The organism is Flavobacterium aureirubrum (assembly GCF_038739835.1).
In the GTDB taxonomy this organism is placed as follows: domain Bacteria; phylum Bacteroidota; class Bacteroidia; order Flavobacteriales; family Flavobacteriaceae; genus Flavobacterium; species Flavobacterium aureirubrum.
The window spans coordinates 1-14502 of sequence record NZ_JBCGDO010000026.1; the positions used below are offsets into that span (position 1 = coordinate 1).

The 14502-nt window shown below is 35.0% G+C and carries 3 protein-coding genes; all 3 read right to left on the reverse strand.

Annotated features, from left to right (window positions below; translation table 11 throughout):
* Positions 1-218 precede the first annotated feature (218 nt).
* Positions 219-821: a Crp/Fnr family transcriptional regulator gene (locus WFZ85_RS14240; protein ID WP_342696959.1), complete on the reverse strand. Its 603-nt coding sequence runs from the start codon at positions 819-821 to the stop codon at positions 219-221.
* A 127-nt stretch (positions 822-948) separates the two neighbouring features.
* Positions 949-13011 carry a LamG-like jellyroll fold domain-containing protein gene (locus tag WFZ85_RS14245; RefSeq protein WP_342696960.1) on the reverse strand — a complete coding sequence of 4021 codons (12063 nt, stop codon included), beginning with the start codon at positions 13009-13011 and terminating at the stop codon, positions 949-951.
* Positions 13012-13752: 741 nt separating this feature from the next.
* On the reverse strand, positions 13753-14301 hold the full coding sequence (locus tag WFZ85_RS14250) for a CIA30 family protein (protein ID WP_342696961.1): 549 nt from the start codon (positions 14299-14301) through the stop codon (positions 13753-13755).
* Positions 14302-14502: the final 201 nt, after the last annotated feature.

Sequence of the window (14502 nt, forward strand, 5' to 3'; positions counted from 1 at the left end):
ATTGTTTCCAAAACTCGCAGCATAAGGTGGTTTAATGGCTACTCCTGAAAGTCGCCATTGAGAGACCTACTCTCATCTGTTTTAAAGCACCAACAATCTGTTGATTGTTGTTCAAGTCACACACGTTCCTTAGCTAGGCTTTAAAAATTTCATGCAAAAAATCCGTAGGTGCATTCAAACGGCCCTACACACTTAAATTGATGAACTGAAAATAATTTTTAATGTTGAGAACCGCTTTCCGCAATTCGTTTTCTAATTCGTGTTAATGATTGCCGCTTAATACCAAGAGATGTGCATAAGTTAGATAGGGATACTCGATCAATCAAATCAGGATACTCTTTTAAAAATTTCAAATAGCGCTCTTCGGCTGTCTCAAAAAGGAAACTCTCAATACGCTTTTGCAGTATCTTTAAAACCTCCTCGGCAACCAATCTGCCATATCTTTCCAAAATCGGAAACTTTTCGTAACCTCCTTGTATATGCTCATAGGGTATGTTAACTATGATGCTTGGCTCAATACACTGAAAGTAATATTTACTTGGGTTCTGAGTAACAAAGGCAGAAAAATGTGTTGCAAACTCGTTTTCACGTATGAATTTAACTGAAATTTGATTTCCATTGTTATCTATGTAGAAACCGCGTAGTAGTCCTGAATAAACAAATCCAATATTTCTTTGAATACTGTTTGCATCTATATAGATCTGCTTGGCTTTTAATTTAGAAATTGTTAAGCCACTTTCAATATAGTTCAATTCATTAGCTGTTACTTCTGGGCAAAACGCCTTCACTGAATGCAAATAGGCTTGAATAGCTTCGGTCATTTATAAATAGTATTATATTACAATGTATTTAATTTAATTAAGATCATTTGTTGCTGGAAAGCAAAACATTCATGAACATGATTGATTTCTGTTTGAGCTTCTCTACACTTTAAAATAAATTCCAACATTATTTTGCCAGTATCTTTTTCGTGATTATTCCTCCATCAGTAATGACTTTGATGATATATGTTCCTGTGGCTACGTTACCAACTTGGAGCTTTATATTAGACTGATCTTGGTCGTCTAGCTGCCACTCGGCTATTTGCTGTCCTAACAGATTATACATGGATACAGACTTAACAATCACTTGTTGAAGTACATTTTTAATGGTAATAACATTACTGGTCTGCGCATGTGTTATCGAAACACCATAAAGACCCTCATTTTCACCAACTCCAAGTGAAGAACCATCAGTAAAACGTAGTGAGAATCGTGAGTCATAAGTTCCTGAAGGTAAATAAACCTGATACGCTTGAGATTTAATGCTGTTGTATGTATCCGATTCATTATCGTAGATAAAAATATCCTGACCCTCATCAAAGTTTTCTTTATTATCAACTACAAATGTCACTAATCCCGATGTTGCATTTTTAACACCAAGGGGATAGATAGCATTGACATTAAAAAATCCTTCGCCACTAATATTGAGTTTTTCAGTACCATTAATAAAATACATATCGTTAGAAAGTGTTTCAATGCTAATACCATCATATCCATTATCGTATCCTGAAGTAGCGTGCTCATTCATAAAACCGAGTAAGATTTGGCGGTGTAGGTTATCTGTCGCATTGAATCCCAATCGAATTTTCATGAATTGTTGTTGCTCAAAATCATCCTGCGCATTATTCATTAATGGGTCAACATTGTCTGCACTTGCTCGATTTATAGTTTTAAACAGTGTAAAAGAATTAACAGTATCGTCCTCCTTGATAAACAATCTTTGCGCATTGTTAAAGGTTATTGTACCTCCACTTGTTGATCCCGTAACAAAAAAACCTTGACCTACCGGTATAAATCGCTTAGCCACCTTACTACTAGATCCTAATCCACTAATACCGGAAGGGGCAACCGGAGGCGTACCGCCAGTTTTGGTATATGTTCCATATCCTCCTTGATATTGTATCGTATAATGGGACGAATTCGTAGGATAGTGCTCCCAAAAGTATAACGTTCCTATTAGACTGGAAGCGTTGTCATCTATGAACTTATCGGCATCAATAGCAGATGCATAGGGATTACCACAAAGATTAAGGTTACCAGGACCAACAATTGACGTAATCGTGCCACTATTAGGCTTTCCAACAAAAGTATAGTTTTGGTTTAAAGTGGAACTTCCGCTACCCTTCAAAGTGTAACCTTGACCTGCCAATAAAGTTCCATTCTGACCTACAGGTGACCAGTTTGCATAGGAATTCGTCGAATTTTGGAATTTATAAATCCAATAACTACTCAAGGTTAAAGGAACTGTAGGTGAACCATTAACGCCTGTTGTCCATGATAGATTCTGAGGCAAATTTGTAGTTCCGTCTTTCATTACACCTGCTACAGTAAACCCATGATTAATAGTACTATTATTAATTGAACTCACAGGGGAAGACCAATAATTGTAATTGAACTTATTGGATTGACCTTGTTGATCTCTTTCTAACGATCCTGCACTTGTTGCATCAAGTTCAGACTGAGCAGTCTGCACCAATTGTGATTTTCCAACTAAATCAATCTTACCATCTAATTTTAAGTACCAATCATTCTGTAATTTTGTATCGTTGGTCATATTCACGGTCACTCCTGGATCAACAAACATACCCAAATCAATACTATTAGCAGTTTCTGTAATGTTGTGCTTTACTTGTATTATAGAAAAATCAGAATCCATAACATCTAATCCTCTTATGTCTTTAGTAGGGTCATCAACTGCCGAAGCAAAAGTACCAGTCCGCACTGTGGTGAATGGCATTGGTGCTTCTTGAACAGCAATTACTTTGTGATTATACATTTTCATCCCAGTTCCAATATCTACTGTACTTGTAGTTAGATCATCAATGATATCATCTTTGTATGTATCCATTCTGTAATAGCGAATCAAATTGGCAAATGGAAGTGAACCAATATCTTTAGGTACAATTGTTCCGCGTACTTGAGACGAACTATTTTGTATCTCTTGATACATCATTCTTTGTATCTGGGTTGAAGTAAGAGTGGTATTAAAGACACGAACTTCATCTATTTTCCCTTTAAAATAATTGGTAGCACTTAACGGATTTTTACCCAAAGTGAGTTTACTTGTATCAGACCCTACACTTCCCGTAACTGCTTGTGTGGCTACTAAATTTCCATTCAGATATAATGACAGTGAACCTCCACCAAAAGTTGCAGCAACGTGATACCACTGTGAGGTATTCAGAGCAGTACTAAAAGTTAAAGTGGTTCCATTAACTATGACTTGTAAATTTTTAGAATTATTAACTCGCAGTTGGAACTTGTCTTGACCCACTACCACACCTGTTGTAGTAAAAGTTGTATTCAAATCTATCCAAGCCATCAACGTTGCTTGGGATAATCCACCTAATAATGAAACATTTTCTGCATAATCATTTCTACCATCAAAATCTAAATAAAGTTTGCGATTCAAATCTCTTGGAGAACCTTTAACGGTATCATTCGTATCAAAAACATCTAAAATTCCATCGCTATCTGAATCACCTGAGCCATCTATTCTTCCATCTCCATTAGTATCGAAATTAGCATACAATCCTGTTTGAATGTCTTTAACACCATCATTATTTGAATCCAACTGTATGTAATCCGATATACCATTGGAATCGGTATCTTGTGCATACGCTCTAAAAGTTGTTCCAAAAACAGTTGCGTTATCAAAAGAATCTAGCAAACCATCAGCATCGACATCCAATCCATCTCCTTTACCATCTCCATTAATATCACCGTCACCATTGAGAAGACTTGCCTCGTCAACATCCCAAAAGGAATCATTATCGCTGTCCAAATCTAAATAATTTGGTATTCCATCACTATCGGTATCAATTAGACTGTATGTTGAAGCGCTGATTAAACTATCAATTGCATCATTAATCCCATTGGAATTAGAATCAGCCCAAGTAGCAACACTTGTTAAATTCATGGTAGAGGTATTTGAACTGTATTGTTTAAATCCAGCTTCTTCTATATCAGGAATTCCATCATTATCAGTATCCAAATCTAAATTATCGGTAACTCCATCACCATCTGAATCTTTACAACTTTGATTAATAATAATTTGAATATCATCAATAAAGTTCCCAAAATTCACACCACCAGTCGAAGAAATCGGAGTAAAAGCAATAACCAGAGAAGTCTGACCGGTAGGAATAGTATAAGTACCTGTGTAAGCTCCCCAACCAGTTATCCCATCTGACATCGTCGCGATTGTTGTTACAGAACCAATAGTAGCTCCAACACGAACTGCTGCTACATCAATACCCGCTCTACCTCTGTGTTTAACACTCCAATTTATAGTACCACCAGCTCCATTCAAACAAAATGTTTGATAAATAGTACCCGCATTTAATTTTACAAATTGATTCCCAGTAGCTGCAGGCACACCATTAAAACCTGTACTCCAAATTTCTAATGTACTTTCAACGGTATTCAACCACCCGGACGTATTTACTAATGGCACAGAACTAGAAGTATTGGGTGATAAAACTGGCGATTCAAAATTACCGTTCATAAACGCAGCATTAGAACAAATTCCACACTCTAAAACATCTGTAATTCCATCATTATCATCGTCTCCATCGAATGCAGAATCCACACCATCACCATCTATATCAACCTTTACAGTTATTGTTCCTGTAGCAGTAGCCGAACCACAGGCACTAAGTAGTGAAATACTATAATTAAATACGCCTGAAACAGTAGGTGTACCCGAAATAGTAATGGTATTACTTGACCAAGTAGCGATAATACCTGGAGGCAATCCTGATGCTGGAGCAATACCTGTTGCACCTGTTGTAACGTGTGTAATGGGTGTTATTGAAGTATTGATATTCACAGACGGTGTTGACGAAGCAGTTCCAACTGTTGGTGTTGGTAAAATAGCTACTGTAATTACACTACTATTAGCTATTGAGGTAGTCGTGCAAAGAGCAGTGCTAGTCATTACTACGTCTACAGTTTGTCCGTTGACAAGTGAATTGGTTGTGTAAGTATTTGAATTAGAATTTTGAACAGAAACTCCATTAATTCTAAAGTTATAAGTAGGTGATACTCCTCCATTGGTTGGTGTTGCTGTAAAAGTAACTGTATTACCAGAACATATACCGCTTGAAGGGCTTTGCGATAAAACTACACTTGGTGTTACCGTAGTAATAACATTCATCAACACAGCGTTTGAACTTGCTGTTGGATTTCCGCAAGAACTACCGGTTACTGATATACTGCAACTAAAACTATTTCCATTACTAATAGTGCTAGTAGTATATGTATTCGATGAACCTGATTGAACTACGACACTATTTCTCCTAAAAGTATATGTAATTGTACCCCCACCAGTATTAATTGCATTAGCTGTAAAAGTAACGCTAGTCCCAGAACAAATTGTTGTTGCACTTGGTGAGATACTCACAGATGTATTTAAGGCATTTATTGAAATAGGGTTTGACGTAATTGATACAACATTAGAACAAACTCCACCACTAACATTCAATATACAAACAAATACATCACCATTTGAGTAAGTGGTTGTAGAATATGTGTTGGATGAACTGCTTTGGACTGTGACACCGTTACGTTGGAAAACATAAGTTATAGTGCCTACCCCAGATGTATTGGAGGCGGTTGCAGTAAATACAACATTAGCTCCAGTACAAAGTGTTGTTCCAGATGAAGTTAAAACTATACTCGGACTAGTAACATTAAAATTAAGTGTATTAGAACTTGCAACACTTGAAGTTAAACAGGTACCACCAGAAACAGAAATATTACATTTTATACTTGAACCATTAACAATACCTGAACTTGTATAACTATTTGAAGTACCACTTTGAACTATTGCACCATTGTTTAAAAAAGTATACGTAACCATTCCACCACCCGTATTTAAAGCGGTTGCTGTTATAGTTGCCGAATTTCCTGAACAAAAAGATGTTGAAGTTGAAGTAATGCTAACAGTTGGAGTACTATTAGATGAAATAGTTAAAGTAATTGTATTAGATGTTGCAGAATTTGTAGACAAACAGGTGCCTGATTGCACTGAAATATCACAACTCACTTGTACTCCATTTGTAGGGTTTACTAGTGTATATGAATTAATAGTCCCATTTTGAACACTAACTCCATTCACTCGGAAATTATAGGATACTACACCTCCACCAATATTACTCGCTGTAGCAGTAAATGTAGCAGGTATTCCGTTACAATTTGAGGTTGAAGGTGTATTCAAAACAACTGTAGGAGTAGCAATTGGATTGACACTCATTGTAATTGTATTTGAGGTGGCAGTTGTTTGAACCAAACAAGCCCCACCACTAATATTAATTTGACAAGTTACCGCATCACCCTGATTTAAACTTGATGTTGTAAAAGTTGAAGAAGGCCCGCTTTGAACACTTACACCATTCACCCTGAATGTATAGGTTATCACTCCTCCACCTGTTTGGTTAGCAGTAGCAGTAAAGGTCGTACTAGTACCAAAACAAATAGAAGCAGCACTTGAAGTTAATGTAACAGTAGGTGTAAAATTATTAACCGTTATCATTGTAACAGCATTGCTATTACATGTACCATTAGTAACCGTATAGGTAATTGTAACGTTTCCAGCCGCTAGAGTGGTAACTAATCCAGTTGCATTTACAGTAGCTATACTCAGATTACTACTCGTCCAAGTTCCTCCAGGAGTCGCACTTGTTAATTGAGTGGAACTCCCTAAACAAACGTTGGTATTTCCAGTGATGGGGGCAACAATAGGATTTCCACTTGATAAAACGGTGACTGAATTTGATTGATAGGTAGCTGTATCACAGCCTGAAGCATCAGGAGTTACAACACAGCTTACCACATCATTAAGTTGCAAATTAGTATTAACATACGTTGTCGTATTAGACCCTACATTAGCACCATTCACCTTCCATTGATAAGTTGGTGAAGCACCAACATTTGTAGCCGTAACGGTAAAGGTGCCTGCATTAGTATTCACTACTTTGGCATTCGTAATTGTTCCATTCACACTATTTATCGAAACATCTACAAGTAGGGGTAATGTTGGAGTTATTGTACTTGTATAGAAAACAACATTATTTCTGTAATAACGAACCACATTACTTTCTACTGCAACTCTAAAACGATCACCGGAATTATAAGAACCGAAACTACCTCTAAAAGATCCTGATTCATAAACTTGATAAACGCCATTATTAATAAGATAGATAGCAAATTGAATGGTATTGAAACTCGAATTAACATTTGAGGTACTTAAACCACACATTCGTTCGGCAGTAGTTTCTGTTGCAGTAAACTCCAAATATCCGTTGTTACCAACAGCGTTGTAGGAAGCGGCACCACCATTCCAGTTACCATTGGACTGCGTTTTTAGTAAACTATTTCCTGTAGCACTCACATTCTGTAAAGAAGCTGTATTCCAAACTACATCCTCAGAAACTACATTAGGACAGGTTCCTGTAGCAACTGTTCCACGAACTACGATATCTGAACCAGTCAAATTGGCAATCGCCTTGTTTACAATTGAATTTGATGCAATATTGCCAGATGCAGAACACCCACTAACACTAGGTGTAAGGACACAAGTAACAACATCATCAGGAGCAATTGATGTGTTGGAATACACCGCACTATTACTACCTACATTAACCCCGTTTAATTTCCATTGAAATGAAGGAGTTGTACCAGCATTAGTAGCAAAAGCACTAAATACCCCAGAGTAATAATTTGATATTTTCGCATTAGTAATAGTACCATTAACAGAATTAATCGAAACATCAACTAGTAATGGTAAGGTTGGCACAATCGCACTGGTGAAGATCAAAATATTATTTCGGTAATATTTTACCACGTTACTTTCGATAGAAATTTTAAACAAATCACCTGACAAATAAGCGCCAAAAGATCCCCTACTGGCTCCCGTTTCAAATATTTCACAAACGCCATCCCCTCTTAAATACCAAGCATATTGTATCGTGTTAAAATTGTTATTAGTATTGGAAGAACTTAAGCCAACCATTCGGAACGTATTGTTCTCAGTTGCTGCAAATTCAAAAAAACCATTATTTTTAACTGTATTCCAAGAAGCTGCTCCTCCATTCCAACTACCGTTAGATTGAATCTTTATCAAGTTATTACCACTCGCAGAAACATTTGTTAATGAAGAGGTCTGCCATACTACATTCTCCTCAGCAGTTCTACAAGCAGCGATGTCAGCATTGGCTTGAATGTAAAACTCTATAGGAGTTTGGCCAATAAAGTTATTGGATATAGCATTTGATAACACTGGAGTCACACCTGCACATCCACTTATTGATGGCGTTAATAAACAAGTAACTATGTCATTATTGGTTAATGATGTATTGGTATAAGTAGCGGTACCTGTACCCACGTTCACACCATTCAATTTCCATTGAAAAAATGGATTAACTCCGGCATTAGTAGCGGTGGCCGTAAAAGTTCCGTTATTGAAATTAGATACAATCGCATTGGTAACCGTACCATTTACACTATTAATTGAAACATCAACCAATAAAGGTAGGTTTGGTAAAACTGCACTAATAAAACGAAGGGAATTATCTAAATAATACTTCACAACTCCTGCTTCTACAGCAATTTTAAAAACCGAATTGTTAGTATAAGCCCCAAATGAGCCTCGACTTGATCCAGACTCAAAAACTTCACACACTCCATCACCTCTAAGGTACCAAGCATATTGAATTGTATTAAAGTTTGAGTTTACATTGGTCGTACTTAATCCGACCATTCGAAATGTGTTTACTTCAGTGGCGGTAAACTCTAAATAACCATTATCATTTACTCTATTATAAGAAGCAGCACCACCATTCCAATTCCCATTCGATTGTATTTTTATCAAACTATTTCCATTGGCTAAAACATTAATATTATCAGAAACCCTCCAAACCACATTTTCAGAAGAAATAATACAGCCCGTTGTTACAGCAGCTCCTTGAATATAAAATTCGATACCTACTGGTGTACTTATTTGTTGATTTAAAATTACATTGGATTCAATTTGGGCATTAAAACACCCTGATAAGTCAGGCGTCAAAAGACATGATACAACATCTCCACTACCCAATGAAGTATTGGTGTAAGTTGAACTATTTACACCAACACTAACACCATTTAAATACCATTGATAACTCGGGGCAGAGCCAGCATTAGTAGCACTTGCGGTAAACACCCCGTCATTGTAGTTGGTCACTTTAGCATCTGTAATTGTTCCCCCTACAGAATTTATGGAAACATCAACCAAAAGTGGTAAACTAGGAACAATCAGCGAGGTATAACGCAAAATATCATTCACATAATATTTCACGACCATCTCCTCAACACTAATTTTAAAAATATCCCCTGATACATAAGAACCAAAACTACCTCTAGAGGTACCAGATTCAAAAATTTCGCATATACCATCTCCACGTAAATACCAAGCATATTGAATGGTATTAAAATTGGAATTAGTATTTGATGTACTCAATCCAGCCATTCTAAACGTATTCGTCTCGGTTGCTATAAATTCCAAAAAGCCATTATTGGAAATCAAATTTCGAGATGCAGCTCCACCATTCCAATTACCGTTTGATTGTATCTTTACTAAACTATTGTTCGATGCGTTAAGATTCAATAGAGATGTTGTCAACCATCGAACGTCTTCTTTAGCAACGTTACACCCTGTTGTAGCAGGAGTTCCTTGAATAAGAAATTCGATAGAAGCAGGAGCTCCAACTTGTACCGTTGTTATTGTATTTGAAGCATAATTTGTTGTACTACAGCCACCAAAATCTGGCGTTAAAAGACAACTCACAACATCGCCACTAGTTAAAAATGGATTGGAATAAGTGTTGCTGTTAGTACCAACGTTTGAACCATTTAACAACCACTGATAGGACGGATTAGCACCAGCACCACTTGAAAAAGCTGTAAATGTTGAATCGCTTAAATTTGAAACTACTGCATTTGATATAGTACCTAACACAGTATTTATTGAAACATCTACTATTAAGGGTAATGTCGGGACAATAGCACTAGAATATACTAAAGTCCCATTAATCAAATATTTTACTACTCCTGCTTCAATTGCAATTCTAAATATTGAATTAGCAGTATAAGTACCAAAATTACCTCTACTAGTTCCTGATTCAAAAATTTCACATACTCCATCACCTCTCAAGTACCAAGCATATTGAATCGTATTAAAGTTGGAGTTCACATTTATTGAACTTAACCCAGCCATTCGAAAAGTATTTGTTTCAGTAGCTGTAAACTGGAAATAGCCATTATCAGATACCGTATTCCAAGAAGAGGCGCCACCATTCCAATTTCCATTTGACTGTATTTTTAACAGACTATTATTGTTGGCTTCAACATTTTGTAAATCTGACATCTTCCATTTTACTTGCTCTTCTATTGAATTACACGCAGAAGTAGCTACTCCACCAGCAATATAAAAATCTAAGGTTACACCAGTACTGATAGATTTATTTGTTATGCTGTTAGACAAATATGGTGTAACTGATGTACAACCTGCTATACTTGGAAGTAATGTACACGAAATAACATCATTATTTGACAAGGCCGAATTGGTATATGTTGCACTATTTGTACCAACATTAACTCCATTCAATTTCCATTGAAAAATAGGTGAAACTCCTGCATTTGTAGCAGTAGCAGTAAAAACACCATTATTATAGTTAGAAACAATAGCATTAGTAACTGTACCATTAACACTATTTATTGAAACATCAACCAATAAAGGTAAACTGGGTGCGATTGTACTAATATAACGTAATACTCCATTTTGATAATACTTTACATCATTATCCTCAATTGTAATTTTAAATACATCATTACTAGCATAGGATCCATAAGTTCCTCGGCTTGTTCCAGATTCAAAAATTTCGCATATTCCGTCTCCACGTAAATACCAAGCATATTGAATGGTATTAAAATTAGTGTTAATGTTTGTAGTACTCAAACCTACCATACGAAACGAATTCGTTTCACTAGCTGTAAATTGAAAATAACCATTATTAGCAACGGTATTTAATGATGAAGCACCTCCATCCCAATTTCCATTTGACTGTATTTTACGTAAACTATTTCCTAACCCTGTTACTTGAACATTAAACAAATCCGTTATACGCCAACGCACCTCTTCTTCGGTTGTATTACAAGCAGATGTACCAACTGTACCTTGAATGTAAAAATCAATGCTTGTTGGTGAAGTTAATGCTTTATTGGTAATTGAATTTGAAGTCAATGTATTTGTCCCACAACTTCCAGTAAAACTAACTTCACAAGTTAAAACATCATTATCATCTAATGAAGTATTAGTATAAGAAGAAGTATTGGTTCCCACATTAGTACCATTCAATTTCCATTGATAAATTGGTGATGCGCCAAGATTTAAACCTGTAGCGATAAAAGATCCTGTAGAATAATTGGATACAATGGCATTAGAAACAGTGCCATTAATACTATTGATGGAGACATCAACTAGTAAAGGTAGATTTGGGGAAATAGAACTAATATAACGTAATATATTGTTTTGATAATATTTTACAACACCTGCCTCAACCGAAATTTTAAAAACATCTCCTGGTGCACAAGAGCCAAAATTACCTCTAGATGAACCTGACTCAAAAACTTCACAAGTACCATTATTTCTCAAATACCAAGCATATTGTATGGTATTAAAATTAGAGTTAGTATTGGTATTACTCAATCCAACCATTCGTTCAGTATTATTTTCTAAAGCTGTAAATTGAAAATAACCGTGATTAGAAACGGTATTCCAAGAAGATGCACCTCCATCCCAGTTACCATTGGAATTTATTTTGGTTAAATTATTACCACTGGATTGAGTATTTACTAAATCTGATAATTTCCAAACTACTTGTTCATCTGCAGAATTACAAGCTGAACTTGCAGCAGTATTTTGAATAAAGAACTCAACTCCAGGTAATACAAAAGGAATTGAAAAATAAGCACTTTGGTTACATTCTAAAGTCTGTCTATTAGTATTAGAAAGCGCCGATGGAAAAACCAAAACCTCACCAATATGCCCAGTAGTAAATCGACTTACTGTACCACCATTAAACCAAGCTCCAATAACAAAACGGTTTTGAAGTGTATAATTGGTTCCAGAAATAGTCGCAGTGGGCAAAGCAGTTCCCTCTTTAAAACCAGAAACTGTCGTGCTATTTGCAACAAATGTAAATATCCTATTTGTACTATTACCTGAAAGGGAATTATCTTGAACCCCAGCTCCACTTGGGTTTGCTGCAATTCCAAAGGTCAAAGGTCTTCCAGATAAATCAGGTCGGTCTTGAATGGCAAATCCTTGCGTTGCATTGTGATTATTATCTAATAGTGTTTGAATGGTAGCCTGACTCGTACCCGTTGTTGTCCATCGTGCCACTATATTGGCTGTAAAACCAGTAAATCCAGAAGTTGGAAAAGAGATATGGGTTAAAAAGCTTGAACCAGTAAAATAAACAGACGGAACTCCATTTTGTCGCTCAATCACCCCAGCATTGACAATTCTGGGTTGGCTCGCCAATGTACTTTGAGTAATATCTCGGTTAAACCCACTCTGATCATACCATGTTTGAACAAATCCACTACCGGTTCCTACAAATGCTAACAAAGCAGTTTCATTTAAGAGTCCAGATGCTGTAAATCCAATATTCTGAGTAGCGTTATCACTACTTCTTCGAACTAATACAGCATTTCCTGTATAGCTACTACTTAACCTACGTAAACTATATGCTCCAACAGTTGGAGTTGATGAAGTTAATCCAAGTGTGTTAAGTGTATTTTGTGAATGAATCTCTTGCATAAAAAAGAGCGACAGCAAGAAAACCATAGGAATAACTATTCTAAAATTCTTTTCAAGAAAGCATTTAAAAGAAAAGTAAACAGATTTGTAGAGTAATTGTATTACCATAAATAATAACTTGTTGTATAGTTGTGAAATCAAATTTTGGCTTGTTTTTAACAAGAAAAACTCGATTACAAATGTCTGACATGATACAGAAGTTTACATGACACATTTGTGTCATTAAAAAGGTATAGACTTTTTGTATATCGAACGCCAATTACAACATTAAAAACTTTAAATTACCGGATTCATATTAATACAAATCAACACTATACAAAAAACCTCCTTCAATTACTTTACAATGATCAACTTGTTTAGAATCAATAGCTATATGCAAGGCCTCAATTCGATCAACAAAACGACCAGTAGTTGTTAAAAAAACCTTGGTGTGATGGATTACGACTTACTAACATAGATTGCATTTCTATATCTGAATGTCTTAATCCACAATATATAAGTGGCTCACCTATTAAATTTTTCTCGTCTGGATTGTGAATTGCAGCACAAACAATACGTTCTCTCATTGCTATGTATAAAATAAAATCAATATTGGATAAATAGCATTATCGCTATCAGTATAAAAATTATACGAATTAAAATGTTTCAATTCATAAACATTAGACTAAATGCCATAGAATGAAGAACAAAAATGGAAAATAAACAACATACACACATGACACATTTGTGCTATGGGTATTAGGCTCTCTCTCCGAAATATAAAAAAAGTAGTACGAATTTTTAATCATTTTCAAACACTTAGTAATTATTCATGAAAAAAGGGGTTAATATTCTTAAAAATTACAACAATTAAAAAAACTCAATGTAATCAACTTCAATAGTAAAAGGGCCTTCTTTTTTATCGGTTGTTATGATTCCAAGTCTAACAATATTTTTTAAACTTGAAGTTTTTAACTTATTACCTGTAGGTTCTCCTATTTGATACTCTTTAAAATCTTTGAAATATATCGTAATTATTTCCCAAGTGTTTTCTTTTGTTGAATTGAATTCACCTTTAAAATTGGGTAATGTCCAGTTTTTACTTTCTTCTAAAGTGAAAGCAAATTTTTGTTTACTAGATTTAAATCTTATTTTTACCCCTTTATAATCTGTCAAATCAAAATTTTCATACTTAGTTTTAATTGAAGAAAAACCACCATAGTTATCTAATGAAATGTTGCCGGTTAATAAAAATGAATCATCTAAATACTCCAGCTTAGATTTTGAAACACCTCCCATAATGTTATCTGATATAAGTATCCAATCTTTGTTCTTTCCATTGGATTTTCCAAAGTCAATAACCAAATCAGCTGAATAAAAAAAGAATAAAAAAAAGGTAAGTATAATATGCAATTTCATTTAAGTTTTTTATTTTAATTGTTAATGCCAATTTTAAATATCTTTAAATAGCTTTAAATTTACCCAAAATAGAACTAAATAAATATTTAATAAACCAAAGTTATAAATTTAATTGCCTTTAACAATGACAAAAATGTGTCGTAAAATCAGTATTAATTATTTAAATAGTATTGAATAAATATTTTTAGAAAAATATTTTAA

Bases quoted from the DNA above. Each gene is read 5' to 3' on its own strand.
- WFZ85_RS14240 (WP_342696959.1), bottom strand. From the start codon at position 821: ATGACCGAAGCTATTCAAGCCTATTTGCATTCAGTGAAGGCGTTTTGC.
- WFZ85_RS14245 (WP_342696960.1), bottom strand. From the start codon at position 13,011: ATGGTAATACAATTACTCTACAAATCTGTTTACTTTTCTTTTAAATGC.
- WFZ85_RS14250 (WP_342696961.1), bottom strand. From the start codon at position 14,301: ATGAAATTGCATATTATACTTACCTTTTTTTTATTCTTTTTTTATTCA.